Source organism: Streptomyces megasporus (assembly GCF_000718985.1).
GTDB classification, from domain to species: Bacteria; Actinomycetota; Actinomycetes; order Streptomycetales; family Streptomycetaceae; genus Streptomyces; species Streptomyces megasporus.
The window spans coordinates 1-23,717 of the sequence record NZ_JODL01000008.1; the positions used below are offsets into that span (position 1 = coordinate 1).

Consider the following 23,717-nt stretch of genomic DNA (forward strand, 5'->3'; position numbering starts at 1 on the left):
CGCCGATGGTACTGCACGGGGGACCGTGTGGGAGAGTAGGACGCCGCCGAACGAGTTGTTGTGGAGGCCCCGTCGGGCAGGTTCCGACGGGGCCTCTTCACGTTTTCGGGCCTTTGTTAAGGGGGGGTTTCGGTTTCCGAGTCGAAGGATTCGGGGGCCGGAGCCTCCCTGCATTTCGCCGTCTGAAACCAGTTCGAAGGCATTCAGGACCCCGGGCATTCGGCGATGGACAGCGGAGATGTCTCTCAGGGGCGGAAGCGGCGGACGAAGCGACGCTGCCAGGGCGTCTCCACCGCACGGGAGTCGTAGTTCCGCCGGACGTAGGAGACCGCCTCGTCGGCGGGTACTCCGTCCAGTACGGCGATGCAGGCCAGCGCCGTGCCGGTCCGTCCTCGGCCGCCTCCGCAGGCGACCTCCACGCGGTCGGTCGCGGCGCGCTCCCACGCCTCGAGCAGCGCCTCCGCGGCGGCCGTGCGGTCGGATGGAAGCCGGAAGTCGGGCCAGCGAATCCACCGGGAGTCCCAGTCGACGGCGGGAGGCTCATGACCCAGCAGATACAGGCCGAACGTGGGCGGTTGGCCCTCCGGGAGGGGGCGTCTCAATCCTCGTCCACGTACGAGCCGGCCCGAGGGCAGTCGCAGCACTCCCGTCGCTCCGGGTTCCCATGGGGCGTTCACGGCGTGGATGCGGCCCTTCCGATCGGACCGCTCCCGGTGAGCTGTGGCCACCAGGCGCACGCCTGTTCCTCGGAGCGGAGCAGCGCCAGTGTGGGCATGCCCATCGACTCGCCGGTCGCCAGGAGCTCGGGGAGCTGGGGTATGGGGGCCACCGCCGCGAGGTTGTCGAGGATCAGGCTCATTGGTGGGTCGAGCCGACCGGCGGATGACCCTGCGGCCATGCGGCGGCCGTGCTCGACCACGCTCGCGGTGAGGGCGGTGAGGAGCGGCATCGTGCCGGGGGCACTGCGTGGATCCTCGATGGCTTCGCCCACGACATAGAGTGTTCCCCCTTCCGCCGCGAAGGAATCCAGTGCGGTGGAATCCGTCCGCGACGCCGTACAGGCGTTGCGGACGTGGAGTTGGGCGAGGGAGGCGAGGGCGCCGCGGACGAGGTGTGTCGCGGCGTCCCTGCGTTCCGGGTGGGCGATGAGAGTGGCTTCCAGCTCACCCGCCGCGCCGGACGCGGCCTTGGGGTGCGTCCGCAGGATGTGGACGGCTTCGCCCGGCGAACCCGCGGTGGCCGTGGCCCAGCGGTGGACCTGACGGAACGGCTCGCCGGCGACGGCGGCGGCGTGGAGCCAGCACCCCAGGAGCGTCTCCGCCGCGCTGTGGACGGCCGCGTCCACGCGGGCGGGGCTCCGTACGGGGGCGAGCAGGGCCGCGGCCCGGAAGGCGGCGGTACGGCGGTCCTCGCAGCCGTGGTGGGGTGCCCAGCGCAGGCGGACGGGGGCGTCGGTGCGCTGTGACGGGTCGTAGAGGTGGACCGGGCCCAGTTTGGCGCGGGCTCCCACGGTGTCCGCCCAGAGGTTCGGGTCGGCGGTCACGACGAGGGCGGGGCCGGAGGCGGCGCGCAGGGCGTCGGCCGCGCGGCTGCCGTGGTCACGGCCGTACTCCACTCCCGTGGGCGGCCCGGCGAACGCCTCCGGTACGGGGTGGGCCCGCATCGGGGCCGGCGGGGGTGGTGCGTCCGCCACCGGCGCGTGGCGTGCCGGGGAGGCCGGGGGCGCCGGGGACGTCTTTGGACGTGAGGCGGCGGGGCGCCGGCGGGGGAGGGGCGCGGTGGCGTCTCGTACGTCGCTTCGGGCCTTCTCGCGCCGGGCCGCGCGCAGGGCACGCCAACGGGCGACGGTGCCGACGACGAAGACTCCCAGGACGGTCAGGACCATCGACTGGCCGATGAGGACGCCCCAGAACAGGCCGGGCCCCGGCAGGGTCTCGGCGGGGGTGTCGGGCCAGGCGGCGGCCAAGTCGCCGGGCTCGGTGAGCAGTGCCCGCATGGCCAGGGGGGTGCGGGTGAAGGCCAGGTCCCGCGGCCACGCTCCGTGGGCGAGGAGGCCGGCCAGCCCGGTGGCGGTCCAGGCGAGGGCGGTGATGCCCAGCAGGAAGCCCAGGAGGCCGACGAGCAGCCCGTCCGGGATGCCGCGCCCCCGCGGGCCGTCCTGCGGCGTCCGGCGCCCCTCGTGGCCGTACGGCACCGTCAGGCCACCGTCTCGTCGGCGCGCGCGAGCCGCTCCATCGCCGCGGCGCGGGACTCGGTCTCGGCGTCGAACTCCTCGGCCAGGGTGTCCTCCAGGGGGGAGCGGGAGGAGGCGGACTCCGTCATGGCGCGGTCGGTGAAGACCAGCGGGCGTTCCATCTCGGTGACCAGGTGTTTGACGACCTGTACGTTGCCGTTGACGTCCCAGACCGCGATGCCGGGCGAGAGCGTGGGGATGATCTCCACGGCCCAGCGGGGCAGGCCCAGCACCTGTCCGGTGGCCCGGGCCTCGTCGGCCTTCTGGGCGTAGATCGTGCGGGTGGAGGCCATCTTGAGGATGGCGGCGGCCTCCTTGGCCGCCGCGCCGTCGACCACGTCGGAGAGGTGGTGGACGACCGCGACGAACGACAGGCCCAGCCGCCGGCCGAACTTCAGCAGGCGCTGGAAGAGTTGGGCCACGAACGGGCTGTTGATGATGTGCCAGGCCTCCTCGACCAGGAAGATGCGCTTCTTCCGGTCGGGACGGATCCAGGTGTGCTCCAGCCAGACGCCGACGATCGCCATCAGGATCGGCATGGCGATGGAGTTGCGGTCGATGTGGGAGAGGTCGAAGACGATCAGCGGCGCGTCGAGGTCGATGCCCACCGTCGTGGGGCCGTCGAACATGCCGCGCAGGTCGCCGTCGACCAGCCGGTCCAGGACGAGCGCCACGTCCAGGCCCCAGGCGCGCACGTCCTCCAGGGCCACGTTCATCGCCTCGGCCGACTCCTGCTTGGGGTGGCGCAGTTGCTCGACGATGTCGGTGAGGACGGGCTGGCGGTCGGTGACGGTCTCGTTGACGTAGGAGTGGGCCACCTTCAGGGCGAAGCCCGCGCGTTCGTCGAGGCCGTGCCCCATGGCGACCTCGATGATGGTGCGCAGCAGGGCGAGCTGGCCGGTGGTGGTGATGGCCGGGTCCAGCGGGTTGAGGCGGATGCCGCCGTCGAGCGCGGCCATCGGGTCCAGGCGGATGGGGGTGATGCCCATCTGCTCGGCGATGAGGTTCCACTCGCCGACGCCGTCCTCGCCCTGGGCGTCCAGGACCACCACTTGGCGGTCGCGGAACCGCAACTGGCGTAGGACGTACGTCTTCTCCAGGGCCGACTTGCCGTTGCCGGACTCGCCGAGCACCAGCCAGTGGGGGGCCGGAAGCTGCTGGCCGTAGAGCTGGAAGGGGTCGTAGATGTACCCCTTGCCGCTGTAGACCTCACGGCCGATGATCACCCCGGAGTCGCCCAGACCGGGGGCGGCGGTGGGCAGGTAGACGGCCTGTGCCTGGCCCGTGGAGGTGCGCACGGGCAGCCGGGTGGTCTCGGTCTTGCCGAAGAGGAAGCTGGTGAAGGCGTCGGTGACGGCGGTCAGCGGATCGAACGCGGCCATGGTGGTTGCGCCTCCTCAGCGGCGGATGCCGGTCGCGAACGGCAGGGTGTTCACGAACGCACGGTGATGCTCCCGGTCGCACCACTCCAGCTTCAAGTAGCTCTTTCCGGCCGATGCCCGGATCGTCCGCTTGTCGCGGGCCAGGGCCTCGGGTGAGCGGGAGGAGACGGTGATGTAGCCGACGAGGTTGACGCCCGCGGCGCCGGAGGCCAGGTCTTCGCCGCGCTGGTCGACGCGGCCGGAGGCGGCCACGTCGCGCGGGTCCACGGTGCGGTTCATCTTCGCGGCGCGGCTGGCCTCGGCCGCGTCGTTGGTCTTCTCCGTCAGCATCCGCTCGATGGCGACCTCGGTGGGCTCCAGGTCCATGCAGACGGCGACGGTGCGGATCACGTCGGGGGTGTGGACCAGCAGGGGTGCGAGGAAGTTGACGCCCACGGGGGTCATCGGCCACTCCTTGACCCAGGCGGTGGCGTGGCACCAGGGGGCGCGGGTGGCCGACTCGCGGGTCTTGGCCCGGAGGTGGGTCGGCTCGGCCGCGTCCAGCTCGGCCGGCCAGGCGTTGCGTCGGGTCATCGCCTGGATGTGGTCGATGGGGTGGTCCGGGTCGTACATGGAGTGGATCAGTGATGCCATCCGGGCCTGGCCCAGCGGCTGCCGCACTCGGATGTCGGCCTCGGTGAGGCGGGCGCAGATGTCGGTGAGTTCCCGGGCCATGACGACGGCCAGGCCCTCGTCGCGGGTGAGGCGACGGCCGGTGGAGGCGCGGGTGGCCTTGGCGATCGCGGCGGCCTCGGCGGCCAGGTCGCGGGTGTAGTGCATGCAGGCGACCAGGTAGGCGCGGTGCTGTTCGCTGGAGGTGGAGACCATCGACAGCAGTTGGTCGTAGGAGTCCCGCAGCCAGGGCGCGGCCCGCTCGTCGCCGCGCTGCGCGACGTCCTTGGCGTGGGCGTCGGGGTCGGCGGGGAGGGTGCGGGCGAGCATCTGGAGGCGGGTGACGAAGCCGTCGCCGTTGGCCACGTGCTTGAGGAGGGTGCCGAAGCGGTCGACGAGGGCTTCTTGGTCCTCGCTGTCGCGCAGGCCCACGCCGGGGCCCTCGATCTCGATGGCGGCGGTGACGGTGCGCCGGTCGGCGTGGAGCAGGACGGCGATCTCGTCGGGCCCGAAGGGCGCGGACAGCCAGGTGATGCGGCCGACGCCGGGCGGCGGTGGGATGTCCACCTCGGTGCCGTCCAGTCGGGTGCCGGCCTCGGCGGCGGCGGACCGGTAGGTGGTGCCGCGGCGCAGCAGCCGGCGGTAACTGCGGTTGATCTCGAACCACTTGTAGTAGGTGCGCCCCTTGTACGGCACGTACACCGCGGCGAGGGCGAGCAGGGGGAAGCCGACCAGGGTGACGATCCGCAGGGACAGGACGGGGATGAGGAGTCCGCTCATCATGCCCAGGAAGGCGCCCGCGATGATCAGCGCGATCTCGCCCGTCTCCCGGTTCCTGCCGATGACGGCGTTGGGGCGGGCGCGCCCGATCATGTACGTGCGGCGCGGTGCGACGGTGTGGGACGGGGAGGTCACCCGCGATCACCTCCGGTGCGGTGGCTGGTGGAGCTGTCGCCCCTGCGCGGCTGGGGCGGTGCGGCGGGCGGGGTGGGCCGGACGCCGCGTGAGGCGTGGGCGGCCACGCCGCCGGAGACGGGGTTGGCGGGCCTGGGCGTGGCGCCGGCGGTGGACGCGCCGCCGCCCTCGGAGCCGCCGCCGCGGGCGCTGTGGGTGTTGATGCCCTGGCGGAGCATGGCGGCGGGGGAGGCGACGACGGCGGCGGCCGTGCGGGAGGCAGGGTCGGCGGCGGCGTTGCGCTGACGGACGATCTCGTCGCCGAAGCCGGGGACGAAGCGGTAGATCATCGCGCTGGCGAAGATGGCGAGCAGGATGATCGCGAGGCCGGAGACGATCGCGGAGAAGGCGTTCGGGCCCTCGTCGGACGCCAGCGCCCCGGCGAGGCCGAGGACGATGACGATGACCGGCTTGACGAGGATCACCGCGATCATGATGCCCGCCCAGCGGCGGACGTGGCCCCACAGGTTCTTGTCGACGAGTCCGGCGTAGACGACCGTCCCCAGGAGGGCGCCGACGTACAACAGGGCGGCGCGGATGACGAGTTCGAGCCACAGGACGCCGGCGGCGAGGACGGAGACGAGGGAGACGACGATCAGCATGATCGGCCCGCCGCCGATGTCGTCGCCCTTCTCGAGCGCCTCGGAGAAGGAGCCGAAGAACTTGTCGGTGTTGGAGCCGGTGCCCGCGGCGATCACCTCGGTGACGGCGTCGGTCGCGGTGACCAGGGTGTAGAGGATCAGGGGGGTGAAGGCCGAGGCGAGGACCGTCAGCCACAGGAAGCCGATGGCCTCGGTGAGCGCCTCGGTGAGGGGGATGCCGCGCACGGCGCGCTTGGCGACGGCCAGCAGCCACAGGACGAGGGTGAGGATCGTCGAGGCGGCGAAGACGACGGCGTACTGGCGGAGGAAGGCGGGGTTGGTGAAGTCGACGGTGGCGGTGGCGGTGACGGCGTCGGAGAGCTTGGTGACGATCCACGCGGCGGCGTCGGCGCAGCCCTGGGCGAGGGAGGCGAGGGGGTCGAGGGAGGACAGGGCGTCGGTGGTGCCGCCGTCGGAGCCCCCGCCGTCGGTCCGGCCCTGTTCGCACACGTCCCTGGCGGCGCCGGGGACGTTCTCGCACTCGTCGTTCTCCTGATCGCCGCTCGGCGTCGGTGTCGGCGTCGGCGTCGGTGTCGGGTCGGCGACCGCGCGGGCGGCCAGCCAGAGCCCGGATGCCTGCAGGCCCGCGAGGAGCGCGGCGAGCGACAGGGCACGGCGGCGGTCAGCGGGCATAGGTGAACCCTCCGTACTCCTCGACGGCCTTGCTGATGTCCTCGGCTGTGGCGGCTCGGTCGCCGCCCGGTACGGGGGCGGGGCCGTCCTCCTGGGAGTCGTCGGCGATCCTCCAGTCGGAGCCGTCCCACCGCAGTTCGAAGGTCCAGGTCTTCCAGGTGGTGGTCACGGGGGTGGTCGAGTCCTCGCCCGCCATGCCGATGAGGCTCGTGTACCAGACCTCGACGGTGGCGTTGTCGTCGTCGTACTCGGTCACCTTGGTGCCGACCGGGATGGTGCGGGAGACGAAGGTCATGCCCGCGGGTGCCGTGCCGTCGGCGGTGAGGCCCAGGCGCTCGAAGAACTCCTTCGAGTACGCTCTGTCCTGCGGTCCCTTGATGCGGGCGGCGGTCTCGGGGGTGTAGAGGGTGTCGACGAGCATGTGGCGGTGCTCGGTCTCGAACATGCCGGTTCCGCCCAGCGCCACCGCGTAGTTGGCCGCGGCGCTCTGCGCGCCCTGTTCGGTGCGGGGGAACCCCGTGGGGATGCCGTTGGTCTGGGTGGTGACGGGACGTTCGCCGGTGGGGGCGGTGGGGCGGGCGTTGTTCTCCGCGTTCGCTCCGTCGGCGCCCGACGGCCCGTCACCTCCGTCTCTGTTGGCGAAGGCTATGGCCGCGATCAGCAGGACGACGACGCCCACCACCGTCACCATGCTGCGGCCCACGCGGACCGGCGGTCGCCTGGGCTCGCCGTAGGCGTCGACGACGTCGTCGTCGTACCCGTCCTCGCCGCCGATGCTCATCGTGCGCGTGCCCCCTCGGTCGCCCGGCTGCCGCCCGGCTGTCGTCGTGCCCTCTCCATGACGTTAACCCCGCCGCGGCCGTTGTGGGGCCGGTGTGTGCGGGATCGCTTCCGCACGGTGATCGGCGGGTGGTCGGCGCCGGTCCCGGCGCCGGCGGTTCGCTCCGATCCGCCGGGTCGGAGGGGCCGCGGGACGGCGTGGGGGGCGGGACAGGGCTGGTGCATGGCCGTGGTGCCTTTTTCTGGTGTGCCGGGCCGTCCCGGGGCGACAGGCGTCGGCGCCCCACCGTCCGCCGGTGGGCGGTGGGGCCGTGGACGCGTGGGTCCGTGAGGTCCGGGACGGTCGTCCCGGGCCGGCCGGTTCCGTCGGCGGGCCGTGAGGTCCCGCCGGTCCGCGGGTGGGTCGGGGGTGGTCGGTGTGGGGGATGGTCGGTGCGGCGCTACACGGCCATGCCGTAGACGATCGTGAAGAGCGTGCCGAGCGATCCGATGATGAAGACGCCCGTCAGGCCCGCCACGATCAGGCCCTTGCCCTGCTCCGCGCTGAAGGTGTCGCGCAGGGCCGTGGCGCCGATGCGCTGCTTGGCGGCGCCCCAGACGGCGATGCCGAGGCACAGAAGGATGGCCACGGCCATCACGACCTCGATCATCACGCGGGCCTCGTTGCCCAACGATCCGAACGGGCCCCAGTCAGGGGCGATTCCGCCGATGATGGTGTTGATGTCGCCCTTGTCGGCTGCCAGGAACATGGTGTACTCACCGCCCCAGGTGGGTTGTTGGAGATGCGCTTCCTTTGGATTCTGACACGGTTACGGCCGAATCGGCAGTGAACTGGGGCCTGATGGGGGATGGTTGAGGGGTGCGTAGGGCATGGGTGGCGATCGGGGTCGGGATCGGGCTCGTCGTGTGCTTCATGGCGTTGCTCGTGGTCGGTACGTACAGCGCCGCGTCGAGCCTCTTCGGGGGGCGCGGCGGGACGGTCGCGTTGGCGAAGGGAGCCGTGCCGGCGGCGTACCAACCCCTGGTGCAGAAGTGGGGCAACTACTGTCCGGCGCTCAACCCGGCGCTGCTGGCCGCCCAGCTCTACCAGGAGAGCGGGTGGAACCCGAAGGCGCAGAGCCCGGCCGAGGCGCAGGGCATCGCCCAGTTCATCCCGGGCACCTGGGCGACGCACGGCATCGACGGGGACGGTGACGGGGACCGGGACGTGTGGGACCCGAAGGACGCGATCCCGTCGGCGGCCAAGTACGACTGCGCGTTGGCGAAGCACGTCGAGGGCGTGCCCGGCGATCCGACGGACAACATGCTCGCCGCCTACAACGCGGGTCCGTACGCGGTGGTGAAGTACGGCGGTGTGCCTCCCTATCGGGAGACGCAGAACTACGTGCGGGTCATCCGGAAGCTGGAGAAGAGCTTCGCCGCGCCGGCCGGTCGCGTGTCCCCGTCGAAGCAGGCGGCCGGGGCGATCGACTTCGCGCAGAAGAAGCTGGGGACGCCGTACCTGTGGGGCGGCGACGGCACGCCGGAGGACGGCGGGCGGTTCGACTGCTCGGGTCTGACGAAGGCGGCGTACGCGAGCGTGGGGATCGAGCTGCCACGCGTCGCCAACGACCAGTGGAACGCCGGTCCGCACCCGAAGCGGGACGAACTGCTCCCGGGGGACCTGGTCTTCTTCGCGCACGATCTGAACGACTCGCGATCGATCTACCACGTGGGCATCTACGTGGGCGGTGGCTATATGATCGACGCGCCGTACACGGGCGCGACGATCCGCTTCGATCCGATCGACACCCCCGACTACTTCGGGGCGACGAGGCCGACGGCATCGTGATCCCAGAGTTCCGGACGCTCCCGATGAGCGATGTGGGGCGTGGGTCCCGAGCCGCGGCGGCGGATCACCGCGGGTCACCCTCCGATAACGTCCGCGTGATCATTCGGTGGAGGTCGGAACGTGCGGCTCGGACAGGGCGTTGTCCTGTCCGGACAGGGCATTCCGCTACCACGGGGGTCGGCAGCGACGAGTGAAGGGCAGCAACGCGATGGCTGATTGGGACAACCCCGACGTCGAGCTGCTGTACGACATCAACGGACTGGCCAAGGACGCCCCCGGTTGGGCCGATCACTTGATGGAGTACATCGGCGAGTACGGCACCATCGCGGCGCTGGGGCTGTTGGGCGTGTGGGCCTGGTGGGTCGCGCGGCGGCGGACGGACGCGGTGAGCGCGGTGGCCGGGTTGGCCTGGGCGCCGCTGGCGGCCGGGGTGGCGCTGCTGGTGAACGTGCCGATCCGGGAGTTCGTGGAGCGACCCAGACCCTTCCTGACCCACGAGGGGCTGGAGGTGCTGGTGGACGGGAAGAAGGACTTCTCGTTCGTCAGCGACCACGCGACGCTGGCGATGGCGCTCGCCGTGGGGATCTTCATGGTGAACAGGAAGCTGGGCCTCGTCGGCATCCTGGTGGCGGTGTTCGCGGGGTTCTGCCGGATCTACATGGGGGTGCACTACCCCACCGACGTGATCGGCGGTCTGGCGTTGGGGACGGCGGTGGCGCTGCTGCTGGCCCCTGCGGCGCTGGCGCTGCTGACGCCGTTGCTGCGCGCGGTGGCCTCCTCCCCGGCCGGTTGGCTGGTGCGGACGCCGGAGGTGGCGGCACGGGCCGAGGAGCCGGAGGCCGAGCGGCGGCCGTACGACCGCGACTTGGCCGCCTGAGGCGCGGCGGAGGAGCGTCCGGTCGGTCCGGGACTCCTCGGGAACGTTCGAAGCCCGGCCCCCGATGGGGCCGGGTTCCGCGTTTTCCGGGGGTTTTCGGGCCTCCGCCCGTTCCCTGCCCGCCCCGTCACCCGCCCGTTCTCCGCCCGGTCGTGCTCATGCCTCCCGACCGCCCGGGGGGTGGGACGTGGCGTCCCTGCGGGCCTGCGAGCGGGCGCGACGGGCGGGTCCGCGCCACCCGCAGGTGCAGACCGCGCTGCAGAACGCGCCCTTCTCCGTTGTCGAGGTGTGGTGTTCGTCGGGCCGCACCGGCCGCTCTCCGCACTCCTCCTGTCGCACGTGACCACGGTACCGGCCGTGACGGTGGCCGGGAATCGTCGTTAATCGGATCGAGTTGCGAGGCTTGTTCTTGGGGGTCGGCAGACGATGGTGGTCAAGCGCGGGCGGACGGCCGGGATTCTCGTGGCCTGTGCCGGAGTGGTGCTGATGACCCTGTCCGTCGCCGGGTGTTCCGGGTGGGGCGCCGCCGCCGCGGACGTGAGTGCCGCCGAGGCGCGGGCGGCCGTGCGGGAGGCGGCCGAGGTGCTGGTGGAGTCGGGCACCTCGCGGACGCGCACGGCGGTGGAGATGAACAGCGGCGGCACCCGCGTCACCATCCGGGGCGCGGGCGTCTTCGACTACGCGGCGGGGACGGGGCGGCTGGAGGTGGTGCTGCCGGGCGAGGCCACCGAGGACGGCGAGCGCCGGCCCATCGTCGAGCTGATCACATCGGACGCGCTCTACATGAGGAACCGGGGCGCCGGTGTTCCCGCCGACAAGTGGGTGCGGGTGGACACGGCCGGTCTGCCGGACGGGAACCTGGTCACGGGGGGTGCCACCGATCCGATCAGCGCGGCCGAGCTGCTGCGCGGCGCGCGGTCGGTGTCCTTCCGGGGCGAGGAGCGGCTGCACGGGGAGAAGGTGCGGCACTACCGGGGCACCGTGGACCTGGCGGTGGCGGCCGAGGAGGCCGGGCCGCGCGCGCGGAAGCGGCTGGCCGCCGCGGCGGAGGGGCTCTCCCGTCGGAGCGTGCCCTTCGACGCCTACGTGGACGAGCGGGGGCGGCTGCGGAAGGTCCGGCACCGCTTCACCTTCCCGGCCTCGGCCGGCGCGCCCGGGCGGGAGGGGAGCGGAGAGGTGTCGGTGGTCTCGACGACGACGCTGTACGGCTTCGGGGTGCCGGTGGAGGTCGAGCTGCCCGAGCCGGAGGACATCTACACCGGGAGGATCGCCGTTCCGTAGCGGCCGGGCGACGGTGCGTTCCGGCCGGCGCCGCCGAACGCCGGTACTGGCCGATGACGGTGGCGTGAAATGGCCCGTACGTGCCATGCGCGGCGGGCGCGCTCCTTCCTACCCTGGGGGTTCGTGTGCCCGAGAGGGGAGCTGGAGGAGGTGGTGCGTGTGTCCCGCAAGAACGGCGGCTCACTGGTCCAGGACCACGTGGCCCTCGACGAGATCGAACTCTACGGCGAGCTGATGATCGCGGCCTCGACGGCGGCCGAGGACCGGCTCAGCCCGGCGCGGATCGACGAGGTGCTCCGGGTCGGGCGCGACGCGGAGGGGAAGGTCTGAGCCCGGGCCCCGGCCTCCGGCTCCGGGGAGCGGGAGTGGGGGCTGGGAGCGGTGAGCCGGGGTTCAGGTGCGCAGCAGACGGGCGATGGCGGCCGTGGCCTCCTCCACCTTGGCGTCGGCCTCGGCGCCGCCCTCGGCCGCCGCGTGGGCGACGCAGTGGCGCAGGTGCTCCTGCAGGAGTTGGAGCGCGAAGGACTGCAGCGCCTTGGTGGAGGCCGAGACCTGGGTGAGTATGTCGATGCAGTAGACGTCCTCCTCGACCATGCGCTGGAGGCCGCGGATCTGTCCCTCGATGCGCCTCAGCCGCTTGAGGTGGGCGTCCTTCTCCTTGGCGTATCCGTGTGGACCGTGGACGGTCTCTGGACGGGCGTCGGCGGTCGTCATACGGTCCTCCCGTGGTCGCCGTGGGGGTCGATACCCCCTCTGGGTATATCGTACCGAATGTTCCGTTCCGGGAATCTGTTACGCATGAGCCCGGTACGGAGGGGCACGGGACGATGAGTGACACTGATGAACGCCGGTTCGCTGTGACCGGGTGATGCGCCTAGCATCATCGAGACCGACAACGAGGCACCCCGAGGAATCCCAGTGCGCTTTCGTCTGACCCCCAGGGAGACGAGCTTTTATGACATGTTCGCCGCATCCGCGGACAACATCGTCACCGGTTCGAAGCTCCTGATGGAACTGCTCGGGGCGGATACATCGACACGGGCCGAGATCTCGGAGCGCATGCGTGCGGCCGAGCACGCCGGTGACGATGCCACCCACGCGATCTTCCACCAACTGAACTCCTCGTTCATCACGCCGTTCGACCGCGAGGACATCTACCGGCTCGCGTCGTTGCTCGACGACATCATGGACTTCATGGAGGAGGCCGTCGACCTGGTCGTCCTCTACCAGATCGAGGAGCTGCCCAAGGGGGTGGAGCAGCAGATCGAGGTCCTGGCGCGCGCGGCGGAGCTGACGGCGGAGGCCATGCCGAACCTGCGGACGATGGACAACCTCACCGAGTACTGGATCGAGGTCAACCGGCTGGAGAACCAGGCCGACCAGATCCACCGCAAGCTGCTCGCCCACCTGTTCAACGGCAAGTACGACGCCATCGAGGTCCTCAAGCTCAAGCAGATCGTGGACGTTCTGGAAGAGGCGGCCGACGCCTTCGAGCACGTGGCGAACACGGTGGAGACCATCGTCGTCAAGGAGTCCTGAACCACGTGGACACCTTCGCGCTCGTACTGACCGTCGGGGTCGCGCTCTTCTTCACTTACACCAACGGCTTCCACGACTCCGCGAACGCCATCGCCACGTCCGTCTCCACGCGGGCGCTCACCCCCCGGGTGGCGCTGCTGATGGCCGCGGTGATGAACCTGGCCGGCGCCTTCCTGGGCAGCGGTGTGGCCAAGACCGTCAGCGAGGGGCTGATCGAGACCCCCTCCGGTGACAGTGGCATGGCCATCCTGTTCGCGGCGCTGGTCGGCGCGATCACCTGGAACCTGATCACCTGGTACTTCGGCCTGCCGTCGTCCTCCTCGCACGCCCTCTTCGGCGGCATGGTGGGCGCGGCGCTGGCGGGCGGCATCGCGGTGTACTGGTCGGGTGTGTTCGAGAAGGTCGTCGTCCCGATGTTCATCTCGCCGGTGGTCGGGCTCGTGCTCGGCTACCTGGTGATGGTGGCCATCCTGTGGATGTTCCGGAAGGCCAACCCGCACCGGGCCAAGCGCGGTTTCCGCATCGCGCAGACGGTCTCGGCGGCGGGCATGGCGCTCGGACACGGCCTGCAGGACGCGCAGAAGACCATGGGCGTCGTGGTGATGGCCTTGGTGATCGCGGACGTCCAGGACCACGGACAGATCCCGGTCTGGGTCAAGGTCTCCTGCGCCGTGATGCTCTCCCTGGGCACGTACGCCGGTGGTTGGCGGATCATGCGGACGCTGGGGCGCCGGATCATCGAGCTGGACCCGCCGCACGGCTTCGCCGCCGAGACGACGGCGGCGTCGGTGATGTACACGGCGTCGTTCATGTTCCACGCGCCGATCTCCACCACGCACGTGATCACGTCCGCGATCATGGGCGTGGGCGCCACGAAGCGGGTGAGCGCGGTGCGGTGGGGGGTCGCCAAGAACATCGTCCTCGGCTGGTTCATCACGATGCCGGCGGCGGCGATGGCGGCGGCCATCTGCTACTGGCTGATCAAGATGGTGCTGGGCTGAGGTCCGCCGACCGGCGAGAACGTGAGGTGCCCGCCCCCCGGGAGCCGGGGGGCGGGCATTCGTCGTGCGGTGGCACCGCCATGCAGCACCGCAGACGGTCGGTGACGGGCCGGCCGGATCAGCCGAAGCGGCCCGAGATGTAGTCCTCGGTGGCCTGCACCGAGGGGTTGGAGAAGATGCGCTCGGTGTCGTCGATCTCCACCAGCTTGCCGGGCTGACCGATCGCGGCCAGGTTGAAGAACGCGGTGCGGTCCGAGACGCGCGCGGCCTGCTGCATGTTGTGGGTGACGATGACGATCGTGAACTGTTCCTTCAGCTCGCCGATCAGGTCCTCGATGGCGAGGGTGGAGATCGGGTCGAGCGCCGAGCACGGCTCGTCCATCAGCAGCACCTTCGGCTCGACCGCGATGGCGCGGGCGATGCACAGACGCTGCTGCTGACCGCCGGAGAGGCCGGAACCGGGCCTGTTCAGGCGGTCCTTGACCTCGTTCCAGAGGTTGGCGCCCTTCAGCGACTTCTCGACGACGTCGTCCAGTTCGGACTTCTTGTAGGAGCCGTTGAGCCGCAGGCCCGCCGCCACGTTGTCGTAGATCGACATGGTCGGGAACGGGTTCGGCCGCTGGAAGACCATGCCGATGGTGCGGCGCACGGAGACGGGGTCGACCCCGCTCGCGTACAGGTCCTCGTTGTCGAGCATCACCTTGCCCTCGACGCGCCCGCCGGGGGTGACCTCGTGCATGCGGTTGAGGGTGCGGAGGAAGGTGGACTTGCCGCAGCCGGACGGGCCGATGAAGGCCGTCACGGAGCGGGGCTCGATGGACATCGAGATGTCCTCGATGGCCTTGTGGGAACCGTAGTAGGCGGTGAGGCCGCTGACGTCGATGCGCTTGGCCATGGGAATCACTTCTCTTCTGCTCGCGTGGCCGGGTCAGCGGCCGGTCTTCGGGGCCTTCCAGCGGGCTATGCCGCGGGCCACCAGGTTCAGGATCATCACGAAGGCGATCAGGACGAGGGCGGCGGCCCAGGCGCGGTCGTAGGAGGCCTCGTTGCCGTTGGCCCACTGCTCGTAGATGTAGTACGGCAGGGACGACTGGGCGCCTTCGAAGGGGTTGCCGTTGATCGCCTGGGACCCGAACACCAGCAGCAGGATCGGTGCGCTCTCGCCGGCGATGCGGGCGACGGCGAGCATCACGCCGGTGGTGATGCCGCCGATCGCGGTGGGCAGCACCACCTTGAGGATGGTGCGCCACTTCGGCACGCCCAGGGCCAGGGACGCCTCGCGCAGCTCGTTCGGGACGAGCTTGAGCATCTCCTCGGTGGAGCGCACGACGATCGGCATCATCAGGATGGCCAGCGCCATGGCGCCGGCGAAGCCGGAGTAGCCGAAGTCCAGGACGATGATCCAGAAGGACAGGATGAACAGACCGGCGACGATCGAGGGGATGCCGGTCATGACGTCGACGAAGAAGGTGACGGCCTTGGCGAGCCTGCCGGTCCCGTACTCGACGAGGTAGATCGCGGTCAGCAGGCCGATGGGCGCCGCGATCAGCGTGGCGAGGCCGACCTGCTCCACGGTGCCGATGATGGCGTGGTAGATGCCTCCGCCGGGCTGGAGGGTGATCACGCCGTTCATGGAGTGGGTGAGGAAGTAGACGTCCAGCACCTTGACGCCGCGGACGATCGTCTCCCAGATCAGGGAGGCGAGCGGGATCACGGCGACCAGGAAGCTGACCCACACCAGGCTGGTGACGAGCCGGTCCTTCGCCTGGCGCTTGCCCTCCACGACCGTGGCGAGGACGTGGGTGGCCACGATGTAGAAGAGCGCGGCGATCAGGCCCCACTGGACGCGGCTGGCCAGGTCGGCCGCCAGTCCGATGCCGACGCCGACGGCGGCCGAGAGCACGGCCAGACCGGCGGGAGCCCAGCGCGGGAGGCGGGGCTGCTTGAGCGTGCCGCCGGGGAGCGGCGTGGTGATCACGGGCTTTTCCATGACTGCGTTGCTCATCAGGCGTTCGCCCCCGAGTACTCCTTGCGGCGGGCAATGATCAGGCGGGCGGCGCCGTTCACCAGCAGGGTGATGACGAACAGGACGAGTCCGGAGGCGATCAGGGCGTCACGGCCCAGGTCACCGGCCTCCTTGAAGCCCGCGGCGATGTTCTGCGCGAAGGTGCCGCCGCCCGGGTTGAGCAGGCTGACGTTGATCAGGAAGCTCGGGGAGAGGACGGTGGCCACCGCCATCGTCTCGCCGAGGGCGCGTCCCAGGCCGAGCATCGAGGCGCTGATCACACCGGAACGGCCGAACGGCAGGACGGCCATCCTGACGACCTCCCACCGGGTGGCGCCGAGCGCGAGCGCGGCCTCCTCGTGCATCTTCGGGGACTGCTTGAAGACCTCGCGGCTGACGTTGGTGACAATCGGCAGGATCATGATCGCCAGGAGGATGCCGGCGGTGAACAGCGAGCGGGCGGCGCCGCCGTCGTAGGCGAAGACGCCGGTCCAGCCGAGGTAGTCGTCGAGCCACTGGTACAGGCCGGTCAGGTGCGGCACCAGGAACAGGGCGCCCCACAGACCGTAGATGATGCTGGGGACCGCGGCGAGCAGGTCGACGACGTACCCCAGCGGCGCGGCCAGCCTGCGCGGGGCGTAGTGCGAGATGAACAGGGCGATGCCGACGGCCACCGGGACCGCCAGCACCATCGCGATGATCGAGCTGACGATCGTGCCGTACGCCAGGACCGCGATGCCGAAGACCGGCGGGTTGGCGTTGGGGTTCCACTCGAAGGTGGTGAGGAAGTTGCCCTCGTTGTGGGCGATGGCGACCACGGCCCGCCAGGTGAGGAAGACCGCGATGGCGGCCATGATCACCAGCAGGGTGATGCCGGACCCCTTGGAGAGGCCCAGGAAGATCCGGTCGCCCGGCCGGGTGGCGGAGTTCCCGGGTGGCGCCTTGGGCGGGGGAACGGATGCGGTGGGTGCTATGTCCATGGTTTCTCCGGTCTGATGAGGGGTGTCATCCCCTGGCGGCGGTGCACCGGATGGGTCGTTCGCGTTGGGATCGGGGACCGGTCGGCGGACGCGGCCGGGCGGCCGGCCCCGCTGTCGGTGCGGGGCCGGCCGCCTCGGGCGTCAGGCGAGCGACTCGATGGTCGAGCGGACCTTGGTGATGATCTCGTCGGGGATCGGGGCGTAGCCCGCCTCGGCGAGGGACTGCTGGCCGTCCTCGCTGGCCGTGTAGTTCAGGAAGGACTTGGTCAGCTCCAGGGACTCCTTGTTGTTGCCCTTGTCGCAGACGATCTCGTAGGTCACCAGGACGATCGGGTAGGCGCCCTCGGCGTCGGTGGCGTAGTTCAGCTCCATCGCCATGTCCTTGCCCTCGCCGACGATCTTGCCCTCGGCGATGGCCTTGGAGGCGTTCTCGACGGTGGCCTCGACCGGCTCGCCCGCGCCGGTGTCCAGGCTCACGGTCGGGATGCCGTTGCCGCTGGCGTAGGAGAGCTCGAAGTAGCCGATGGCGCCCTCGTTGTTCTTGACGTTCGTGGCGACGCCGGAGGAGCCGTCGGCCGACTGGCCGCCCTTGCCGGCCCAGGCCTTGGAGGGCTCGTACTTCCAGGACTCGGGGGCGGCGGCGTGCAGGTACTCGGTGAAGTTGTCGGTGGTGCCGGACTCGTCGGAGCGGTGGAAGGCCTGAATCTTGGTGGAGGGCAGGTCGACGTCCGGGTTCAGCTTCTTGATCGCCTCGTCGTCCCACTGGGTGATCTTCGAGTCGAAGATCTTGGCGATGGTGTCGGCGTCCAGGACCAGGTTCTCCACGCCGGGGAGGTTGTAGCCGACGGCCACCGGGCCGCCGACCATCGGCAGGTTGATGCCCTGACCGCCCTCGCAGACCTCCTTGGACTGCTGGATCTCCTGCTCGTCCAGGGCGGAGTCGGAGCCCGCGAAGCCGGTCTTGCCCTGGAGGAACTCCTGGATGCCCGCGCCGGAGCCGGTGGGCTTGTAGTTGATGCCGACGCCCTCGCAGGCCGCCTGGTAGTTCTTGACCCAGATGTCCATCGCGTTCTTCTGGGCGCTGGAACCGGAGGCGAGCAGGTTGCCCTGGTCCGCGCACTCGATGTTGCTCGCGGTCTTGGCGTTGCCGTTCCCGTTGGCGCCGCCGGTGTTGTCGTCCGAGCCGCAGGCGGTCAGGACCAGGGCACTGGAGACCGCGACAGCGCCGACGGCGATCGCGCGAAGCCGGTGGGTGGGCTGAAGCTTCACTTCGTTCAGTTCCTTCCTGGGGCCCGCCGGTGGGGACGGCAAGCGGTGAGGTGTAACCGGGTGTCTTCAGGATGAGGAGCGGTCCACGTCCGCCGGCGACCGGACGCGCTCCCCGTAAGGCCGAAATTAGGCAGGACAGGTGAAGTGCCCGACGGCCGAGAGTGAACGAGAGGTGAACCTCGGCGGACGACGTAGTTGCGTGGCTCGTCCCGGTGTGGAAGGCGGCCCCGCGCGCGGTCGGTGTGTGCCGTCTGTTGCGGGAGCGCCGACCGTGGCACCATCCCCGACGGTGACTCGTTACGCACGAGTAGGCACAGTGTGGGAGGAAGACGCGTGGGACGTCAGGGGGAGGGCGCACGAGGAGCCCGCCGCGGAGCGCCGATGGGAGCCGCCGCCGTGTGCGCCCTTGTGTGCGCGCAGCTCGGCCTGCTGCTGGTGGTGCCCGCGGGCACGGCGTACGCGGACCCGGGCGGCCCCGGGACGTCAGGGGCCCCGGGCGCCGGGACGCCCGACGGACCCTCCGCCGACGAGGGGTCCGCCGACGGGGAGGGCACCGCCCGGCTGGAGGAGATCCGCAAGAAGATCGAGAAGCTGCACGACGGCGTGGAATCGGCCACCGAGGAGTACAACGCCGCCAGTGAGCGGGCCGAGAAGCAGCGGTACGAGATCATGCGGCTGGCCCAGGCGATCGCGCGGACCCGGGGTCGGCTGGAGCACCTGACGGACCGGGCCGGGGCGATGGCCCGCGCGCAGTACCGCGGCAGCGGGCTGCCGCCCGGGGCGCGGCTGGTCCTGGAGGACGACCCGGAGAAGTTCCTGCGCGACCTCGACCTGCTCCGCAAGGGCGAGCGGGCGACCGACGGCCTCCTGGGGAAGCTGAAGAACGCCAGGAAGGACCTCGACGAGTACGCGGACGAGGCCACCGGCCGGTGGGCGAAGCTGGAGGCGGACCGCAAGAAGAAGGCGGCGGCGAAGAAGAAGATCGAGGCCGAGCTGGAGAAGGCCGAGAAGCTGGAGTCGAAGCTCGAGGCCGAGGAGCTGGAGCGGCTGAGGGAGCTGGAGGACGAGGCGGCCTGGGCGCGGCAGGCGCGGTGGCTGGACACCGGCATTCTCGACGAGATCGACGGCAGGGCCTCGGCGCGGGGGAAGAAGGCCATCGCGTACGCCATGGCCCAGATCGGCAAGGACTACGAGTGGGGCGCCGAGGGTCCCGACACCTTCGACTGCTCGGGTCTGATGCTGCGCGCCTGGGAGGCGGCCGGCGAGCGGATTCCGCGGACCTCGCAGGAGCAGTGGCGGTTGCTGCCGAGGGTGGAGATCACCGACATGCGCCCCGGCGACCTGATCGTCTACAAGAAGGACGCCGGGCACGTCGGGATGTACGTGGGGGACGGGATGATGGTCCACGCCCCTCGGACCGGACGCCAGATCACCCTGGCAGGGGCGGGCTCGCTGCCGATCCTGGGGGTGGTGCGGCCGGACAAGTAGGCGGCCGGACCGGCCGCCCCGGTGGTTTGGCATATGCCACAAGGCATTCCGTGCACCCCCGAGGACCGATAAGGTCGCCCGGGGCGTCTTCACCCCGACGCCTGTGTGCCCTCGGGGGGAGGGAAGAGGACTTCTGCCATGCCCGTATCGATGGGCAACGAGCTGGGGACCGCGCCGGCGCCGCGGCGGTCGGCCGAGTCGGAGACGGTCCCCGGCGGCGACCTGACCCTGCTGGTCATCGAGGACGACCCGGCGGGCTCCCTGGCGATCCCCGAGATGCTCGACGCCTCCGGAGGCCGGGTGCGGGTCCGTACCGCCCGCAACCTCACCGAGGCCGAGCGGCTGCTCACCGACGACGTCCACTGCATCCTGCTCGACCTCACCCTGTCCGACGGCGCCGGGACGAGGAGCGGGGAGGAGGCCGAGGACGAGCTGGCCATCCTCCACCGAGTGCTGCGCATGGCGCCCCGGCACGCGGTGCTGGCGCTCACCGCCGAGGACGACGCCGAGCGCGCGGCCGAGGCCGTACGGGTCGGGGCCCAGGACTTCCTCTTCCGCGACGAGCTGGACGGACGCCTGCTGAGCCGGGCCATCCGGTACGCGGTCGAGCGCAAACGGGCGGACCTGGCCCAGCGGCAACTCACCGAGTCACGGCTGCGGGCCCAGGAGAACGCCCGGCTGGAGCGCGGGCTGCTGCCGACGCCGCTGCTGGACGGCTCGGAGCTGCGGTTCGCCGCCCGATACCGGCCGGGACGGTCGCGGGCCCTGCTGGGCGGCGACTTCTACGACACGGTGCGCACCGCCGACGGCACCGTCCACGCCATGATCGGCGACGTGTGCGGGCACGGCCCGGACGAGGCGGCGCTGGGGGTGGAGCTGCGGATCGCCTGGCGGGCGCTGACCTTCGCCGGGCTCTGCGGCGACGAGTTGCTGGGCACCCTCCAGCGGGTGCTGGAGCACGAGCGCTCCAGCGAGGAGATCTTCGCCACCCTGTGCACGGTGGACATCGCCCCGGACGGGCGGCGGGCCGGGGTGTGTCTGGCCGGCCACCCCGCGCCGCTGGTCGCGGGCGGTGGGCGCGGCCCGCGGCTGCTGCCCGACGAGGACTGCGGCGGCCCGGCGCTGGGGCTGCTGCCGCACGCCCGCTGGCCCCGCATGCAGGTGCAGTTGGGCGGGGCGTGGAGCCTGATGATGTACACCGACGGGCTGATCGAGGGCCGGATCGGCCAGGGCGACCGGCGGCTCGACCAGGACGGCATGCTCGAGATCGTCGGGCAGCGGATGGCCGCCGGGCTGCGCGGCGAGGAACTGCTGGACGCCGTGCTGGCGGAGGTGCGGGAACTCAACGGCGACGAGCTGACGGACGACGTGGCGGTGCTGCTGCTCGACCGGGGGTGACCCGGGCGCGATCCGCCCCGCCGCCCGTCCGGCCGGTGCCGGGCGCGGTCAGCGTCCGCCGTTGTACGGGCCGTAGGGGCCGTCGCTGCTGCTGCCGCGGCGGAATCCGCCGCCCCGGCCGCCCCGGCCTCCGCCGACCTGGACGAGTGCGGGCCGCACGTCCACCATGTAGACGATGTTGGCGATCAGGCCGGCGATGGCCAGCAGGAAGAACCCGGGGATGAGCAGGTTCACGGCGGCGGTCAGACCGAGGATGATCAGCCAGAACTGCTTGGTGTTCTTGTCCGCGGCCCGGTAGGCGTCCTCGCGGCGCAGGACCGCGTCGACGAAGCAGAAGATGCTGAAGACGAACAGGCCCAGGCGGACCCAGGACATCAGCTCGGAGAAACCTTCCAACAGCACGTTGGCCACCATCCTGTCCGTGAACCGGTCGTCGGTCGTCGGATCTCCACGCTACCGGCCGCGGGGCCGGACACGAAGGGCGTGCCCGGCCCGGCCCGGTTCACGCCTGCGGCTTCTCCGCGGGCTTCTCCGACTTCGGAGCCTGCTTGGCGGTCTTCTTCGCGGCCGTCTCCTTCTTCGCGACGGCCTTCGGCGTCGGCACCGAGGCGCTCTTCTTCGCCGCCTCCGAGGAGGAGGCGGTGCTCTTGCGGGCGGCGGTGGTCTTCCGGGCCGCCGCCTTCTTCGCGGCGCCGGTCCGGGCGGTCCCGCCGCGGGCGGTGGTCTTCCGGGCGGCGGCGGCCCTGGCCCGCGGCCTCTCCTCCTCTTCCACCACGACGGTCTCGGCACGCCGGTGGGTCTTGTCCAGCGCCTTGTCGGCGCCGTTCTTCTCCTCGCGCCAGGTCTGCACCGCGCCGCGCCCGCGCTCGGCCAGCTCGCCGTACCCCTCGCGCGCCTTGATGGCGTACTCGGCGGCGAGCCCGACGCCCTGGAGGGCCAGGTGCTGGGCCTGCTCGCGGAGCTTCTTGAGGTCGGTGTCGAGGCCGGACAGCGCGGCGGTCAGCTTCGACTGGGTCTGCTTCGCCTGCTGGGCGAGGCGCTCCTGTACGGCCTTGGGGTCCGCCGCCCGCTCCTTCACCGCGGCCAGGCGCTCGGGAGCCGTCTCGCGGAGCTTGTCGATCACTCCGGCGGCGAAGTACAGCGGCGTGGGGCTGGTCAGGACCTTGCGAATGTCGTTGGTCTTGGTGGGCATTGAGGATCCCTCCTGGTCATGGGTTCGTGGGCTTCGCTTCGGTGGAGGGGGCGTCCTCGGCCTCCGCGCTGGAAGCGTCGTCGGTGTGTCCGTTCTCCTTGCGGAACGACTCGTAGATCTGCAGCAGGACCTGTTTCTGCTGCTCGTTGATCGACGTGTCGGCCAGGATCGCGCCGCGCACCTCCACCCCGGTCCGGTCCTTCTCGTCGAGGATCCCGGCCCGGACGTAGAGCGTTTCGGCGGATATCCGCAGCGCCTTGGCGAGCTGCTGGAGGATCTCCGCGCTGGGTTTGCGCAGCCCTCGTTCGATCTGGCTGAGGTACGGATTCGACACCCCGGCGGCGTCGGCGAGCTGCCGCAGGGACAGTTGGGCGTTGCGCCGCTGCTCCCGCAGGAACTCGCCGAGGTTGCCGACATGCAGTGAAGCCATGACTCCACCGTGCCTTGTCGCGCTAACTTTTGCAAGCAAGTGCTTGCAGGAGTGTCGCTCCGGTCCGGTCTTCCCTCGCCACGCCGGGGGTGTGGTCGGTCACACCGGTGGTCGACGTCGGTGGTCGACGTCGGTGACCGGCACTTTCACCGGCACCGTCACCGGCGTGCTCCGGGTCGGGCGGCGGTGAGGAGACCGAGCCGGTCGGCGGACTCGGTGCCCGGCGCCGCGGTGTGGACGACGACGCGCAGATCGCCGTCGGGCACGGTGAGGACGTCGCAGTCGAGCACGAGCGGACCGACGGAGGGATGGTGGACGGTCTTGGTGTCCCGCTCGTGGACGCCCACCACGTGGGAGTCCCAGAGTCGGGCGAAGCGGTCGCCGGTGTTCCGGAGGTCGTCGACGAGCGACCACAGCCGCGCCTCGGAGGGGTAACGGGCGGTCGCGGCCCTCAAATCGGCGACCACGGCCGCCTCGAAGCGGGCCTCCTGCTCGGGAGTGTGGCGCACTCGGCCGGGCGGGCCGGCGAAGTGACACCACGGCACGTTGCGCTCGCGGTCCGTCAGTTCGGACGGGTCGCCCAGCAGCGCGGTGTGCGGACGGTTCCACGCGATCAGGGTCCAGGACGCGTCGTACACGCCGACGGGCGTGTCCGCCAGCCGGTCGAGCAGGCGCCGTACTCCCGGTGTGGGGCGCGTGGCCATCCGGCCGTGGGCGGGGGGCGCCTGACCCGCCAGCAGGAACAGGTGCCGGGACTCGGGTCCCGACAGTCGCAGCGCCCGCGCCAGCGCGGCGAGGACCTGCGCGGACGGGGAGACAGCCCGCCCCTGCTCCAGGCGCGTGACGTAGTCGACGGACACCCCTGCGAGCAGGGCGAGCTCCTCGCGCCGCAGCCCGACCGCCCGCCGACGGCGTCCGGTGGGCAGGCCGACCGAGGCCGGGTCCGTCCGGTCGCGCCAGCGGCGCAACGCCTCCCCCAGACCGCTGCCCGGACCGCTGCCCGGACCGCCGTTCCGCCCACTGTCCCGTCCGGTGCCGTGTGTGCCCGTGCCGTCGCTCACCCCTCCAGTATCCGGCCGGTTTCCCTGGTACCGCCGGTCCCGGGATACGGAGGGCACTTCACCCCCGTCCACCGCCCGCCGAGGCTGACTC

The 23,717-nt window shown here is 71.1% G+C and carries 24 protein-coding genes; 8 read left to right on the forward strand and 16 right to left on the reverse strand.

Annotation, left to right across the window (positions count from 1 at the left end):
- Positions 1-245: 245 nt before the first annotated feature.
- The 7 genes from IF47_RS0109400 to IF47_RS0109430 form a co-directional block, all read right to left on the reverse strand.
- On the reverse strand, positions 246-677 hold the full coding sequence (locus IF47_RS0109400; protein WP_031508021.1) for a phosphatase domain-containing protein: 432 nt from the start codon (positions 675-677) through the stop codon (positions 246-248).
- Entirely contained in the window at positions 674-2,194 is a 1,521-nt protein-coding gene (locus IF47_RS30130) for a P-loop NTPase family protein (protein WP_051717336.1), read from the reverse strand. Before IF47_RS30130 ends, IF47_RS0109400 begins: the two co-directional genes overlap by 4 nt.
- 2 nt (positions 2,195-2,196) lie before the next feature.
- Positions 2,197-3,615, reverse strand: a complete 1,419-nt coding sequence (locus IF47_RS0109410) for an ATP-binding protein (protein ID WP_031508024.1) — start codon at positions 3,613-3,615, stop codon at positions 2,197-2,199.
- A 15-nt stretch (positions 3,616-3,630) separates the two neighbouring features.
- Positions 3,631-5,181, reverse strand: a complete 1,551-nt coding sequence (locus IF47_RS0109415) for an SCO6880 family protein (RefSeq protein ID WP_031508025.1) — start codon at positions 5,179-5,181, stop codon at positions 3,631-3,633.
- Entirely contained in the window at positions 5,178-6,494 is a 1,317-nt protein-coding gene (locus IF47_RS0109420) for a hypothetical protein (protein WP_031508026.1), read from the reverse strand. The genes IF47_RS0109415 and IF47_RS0109420 overlap by 4 nt, the downstream gene beginning before the upstream one ends.
- A complete protein-coding gene (locus tag IF47_RS0109425; RefSeq protein WP_031508027.1) occupies positions 6,484-7,275 on the reverse strand; it encodes a DUF8175 domain-containg protein in 792 nt (263 codons plus the stop codon). The genes IF47_RS0109420 and IF47_RS0109425 overlap by 11 nt, the downstream gene beginning before the upstream one ends.
- Before the next feature lie 439 nt (positions 7,276-7,714).
- Positions 7,715-8,023: a hypothetical protein gene (locus IF47_RS0109430; RefSeq protein WP_031508029.1), complete on the reverse strand. Its 309-nt coding sequence runs from the start codon at positions 8,021-8,023 to the stop codon at positions 7,715-7,717.
- 164 nt (positions 8,024-8,187) lie between these two features.
- Between IF47_RS0109430 and IF47_RS0109435 the strand changes: the two genes are divergently transcribed.
- The 4 genes from IF47_RS0109435 to IF47_RS28650 all read left to right on the forward strand — a co-directional run bounded on the left by IF47_RS0109435 (position 8,188) and on the right by IF47_RS28650 (position 11,593).
- Positions 8,188-9,105: a C40 family peptidase gene (locus IF47_RS0109435; protein WP_245641067.1), complete on the forward strand. Its 918-nt coding sequence runs from the start codon at positions 8,188-8,190 to the stop codon at positions 9,103-9,105.
- A 208-nt stretch (positions 9,106-9,313) separates the two neighbouring features.
- Positions 9,314-9,982, forward strand: coding sequence for a phosphatase PAP2 family protein (locus tag IF47_RS0109440; RefSeq protein WP_031508031.1), 669 nt, complete (start codon positions 9,314-9,316; stop codon positions 9,980-9,982).
- 426 nt (positions 9,983-10,408) lie between these two features.
- The gene (locus IF47_RS0109445; protein WP_031508032.1) at positions 10,409-11,263 is read left to right on the forward strand and encodes an SCO4651 family lipoprotein; all 855 of its coding nucleotides are present in this window, start codon (positions 10,409-10,411) and stop codon (positions 11,261-11,263) included.
- 159 nt (positions 11,264-11,422) lie between these two features.
- Entirely contained in the window at positions 11,423-11,593 is a 171-nt protein-coding gene (locus IF47_RS28650) for a hypothetical protein (RefSeq protein ID WP_169745204.1), read from the forward strand.
- Positions 11,594-11,656: 63 nt separating this feature from the next.
- On the opposite strand, the gene IF47_RS0109455 is transcribed toward IF47_RS28650, so the two are convergent.
- Positions 11,657-11,977 carry a metal-sensitive transcriptional regulator gene (locus IF47_RS0109455; RefSeq protein WP_031508033.1) on the reverse strand — a complete coding sequence of 107 codons (321 nt, stop codon included), beginning with the start codon at positions 11,975-11,977 and terminating at the stop codon, positions 11,657-11,659.
- Between the two features lie 204 nt (positions 11,978-12,181).
- On the opposite strand from IF47_RS0109455, the gene IF47_RS0109460 reads away from it, so the two are divergent.
- On the forward strand, positions 12,182-12,802 hold the full coding sequence (locus IF47_RS0109460) for a DUF47 domain-containing protein (protein WP_031508035.1): 621 nt from the start codon (positions 12,182-12,184) through the stop codon (positions 12,800-12,802).
- Positions 12,803-12,807: 5 nt separating this feature from the next.
- Positions 12,808-13,803 (forward strand): inorganic phosphate transporter, encoded by a 996-nt coding sequence (locus IF47_RS0109465; RefSeq protein ID WP_031508037.1) that lies wholly within the window; start codon positions 12,808-12,810, stop codon positions 13,801-13,803.
- Positions 13,804-13,921: 118 nt separating this feature from the next.
- Here the strand turns inward: IF47_RS0109465 and pstB are convergent, their stop codons facing one another.
- The 4 genes from pstB to pstS all read right to left on the reverse strand — a co-directional run bounded on the left by pstB (position 13,922) and on the right by pstS (position 18,057).
- Positions 13,922-14,698 carry a phosphate ABC transporter ATP-binding protein PstB gene (gene pstB, locus IF47_RS0109470; protein ID WP_031508038.1) on the reverse strand — a complete coding sequence of 259 codons (777 nt, stop codon included), beginning with the start codon at positions 14,696-14,698 and terminating at the stop codon, positions 13,922-13,924.
- A gap of 33 nt (positions 14,699-14,731) precedes the next feature.
- A complete protein-coding gene (pstA, locus tag IF47_RS0109475) occupies positions 14,732-15,793 on the reverse strand; it encodes a phosphate ABC transporter permease PstA (protein ID WP_425423566.1) in 1,062 nt (353 codons plus the stop codon).
- Between the two features lie 14 nt (positions 15,794-15,807).
- The gene (gene pstC, locus IF47_RS0109480; protein ID WP_031508040.1) at positions 15,808-16,788 is read right to left on the reverse strand and encodes a phosphate ABC transporter permease subunit PstC; all 981 of its coding nucleotides are present in this window, start codon (positions 16,786-16,788) and stop codon (positions 15,808-15,810) included.
- Between the two features lie 141 nt (positions 16,789-16,929).
- The gene (gene pstS / locus IF47_RS0109485; RefSeq protein ID WP_031508041.1) at positions 16,930-18,057 is read right to left on the reverse strand and encodes a phosphate ABC transporter substrate-binding protein PstS; all 1,128 of its coding nucleotides are present in this window, start codon (positions 18,055-18,057) and stop codon (positions 16,930-16,932) included.
- Positions 18,058-18,438: 381 nt separating this feature from the next.
- On the opposite strand from pstS, the gene IF47_RS0109490 reads away from it, so the two are divergent.
- Together IF47_RS0109490 and IF47_RS0109495 are read left to right on the forward strand one after the other, a co-directional pair.
- Positions 18,439-19,545: a C40 family peptidase gene (locus IF47_RS0109490; protein ID WP_031508043.1), complete on the forward strand. Its 1,107-nt coding sequence runs from the start codon at positions 18,439-18,441 to the stop codon at positions 19,543-19,545.
- Positions 19,546-19,683: 138 nt separating this feature from the next.
- Positions 19,684-20,943, forward strand: a complete 1,260-nt coding sequence (locus tag IF47_RS0109495; protein WP_031508045.1) for a PP2C family protein-serine/threonine phosphatase — start codon at positions 19,684-19,686, stop codon at positions 20,941-20,943.
- 48 nt (positions 20,944-20,991) lie between these two features.
- On the opposite strand, the gene IF47_RS0109500 is transcribed toward IF47_RS0109495, so the two are convergent.
- The 4 genes from IF47_RS0109500 to IF47_RS0109515 form a co-directional block, all read right to left on the reverse strand.
- Positions 20,992-21,357 carry a DUF2516 family protein gene (locus tag IF47_RS0109500; protein WP_031508047.1) on the reverse strand — a complete coding sequence of 122 codons (366 nt, stop codon included), beginning with the start codon at positions 21,355-21,357 and terminating at the stop codon, positions 20,992-20,994.
- Positions 21,358-21,445: 88 nt separating this feature from the next.
- Positions 21,446-22,135 (reverse strand): hypothetical protein, encoded by a 690-nt coding sequence (locus IF47_RS0109505; protein ID WP_031508048.1) that lies wholly within the window; start codon positions 22,133-22,135, stop codon positions 21,446-21,448.
- 16 nt (positions 22,136-22,151) lie between these two features.
- Positions 22,152-22,565: a helix-turn-helix domain-containing protein gene (locus IF47_RS0109510; RefSeq protein ID WP_031508049.1), complete on the reverse strand. Its 414-nt coding sequence runs from the start codon at positions 22,563-22,565 to the stop codon at positions 22,152-22,154.
- Between the two features lie 158 nt (positions 22,566-22,723).
- Positions 22,724-23,626, reverse strand: coding sequence for an MmyB family transcriptional regulator (locus tag IF47_RS0109515; RefSeq protein WP_037732312.1), 903 nt, complete (start codon positions 23,624-23,626; stop codon positions 22,724-22,726).
- Positions 23,627-23,717 lie beyond the last annotated feature (91 nt).

Bases quoted from the DNA above. Each gene is read 5' to 3' on its own strand.
- IF47_RS0109410 (WP_031508024.1), bottom strand. From the start codon at position 3,615: ATGGCCGCGTTCGATCCGCTGACCGCCGTCACCGACGCCTTCACCAGC.
- IF47_RS0109420 (WP_031508026.1), bottom strand. From the start codon at position 6,494: ATGCCCGCTGACCGCCGCCGTGCCCTGTCGCTCGCCGCGCTCCTCGCG.
- IF47_RS0109425 (WP_031508027.1), bottom strand. From the start codon at position 7,275: ATGAGCATCGGCGGCGAGGACGGGTACGACGACGACGTCGTCGACGCC.
- IF47_RS0109430 (WP_031508029.1), bottom strand. From the start codon at position 8,023: ATGTTCCTGGCAGCCGACAAGGGCGACATCAACACCATCATCGGCGGA.
- IF47_RS0109435 (WP_245641067.1), top strand. From the start codon at position 8,188: ATGGCGTTGCTCGTGGTCGGTACGTACAGCGCCGCGTCGAGCCTCTTC.
- IF47_RS0109440 (WP_031508031.1), top strand. From the start codon at position 9,314: ATGGCTGATTGGGACAACCCCGACGTCGAGCTGCTGTACGACATCAAC.
- IF47_RS0109445 (WP_031508032.1), top strand. From the start codon at position 10,409: ATGGTGGTCAAGCGCGGGCGGACGGCCGGGATTCTCGTGGCCTGTGCC.
- IF47_RS0109455 (WP_031508033.1), bottom strand. From the start codon at position 11,977: ATGACGACCGCCGACGCCCGTCCAGAGACCGTCCACGGTCCACACGGA.
- pstB (WP_031508038.1), bottom strand. From the start codon at position 14,698: ATGGCCAAGCGCATCGACGTCAGCGGCCTCACCGCCTACTACGGTTCC.
- pstA (WP_425423566.1), bottom strand. From the start codon at position 15,793: ATGGAAAAGCCCGTGATCACCACGCCGCTCCCCGGCGGCACGCTCAAG.
- pstC (WP_031508040.1), bottom strand. From the start codon at position 16,788: ATGGACATAGCACCCACCGCATCCGTTCCCCCGCCCAAGGCGCCACCC.
- IF47_RS0109490 (WP_031508043.1), top strand. From the start codon at position 18,439: ATGGGAGCCGCCGCCGTGTGCGCCCTTGTGTGCGCGCAGCTCGGCCTG.
- IF47_RS0109495 (WP_031508045.1), top strand. From the start codon at position 19,684: ATGCCCGTATCGATGGGCAACGAGCTGGGGACCGCGCCGGCGCCGCGG.
- IF47_RS0109500 (WP_031508047.1), bottom strand. From the start codon at position 21,357: ATGGTGGCCAACGTGCTGTTGGAAGGTTTCTCCGAGCTGATGTCCTGG.
- IF47_RS0109505 (WP_031508048.1), bottom strand. From the start codon at position 22,135: ATGCCCACCAAGACCAACGACATTCGCAAGGTCCTGACCAGCCCCACG.
- IF47_RS0109510 (WP_031508049.1), bottom strand. From the start codon at position 22,565: ATGGCTTCACTGCATGTCGGCAACCTCGGCGAGTTCCTGCGGGAGCAG.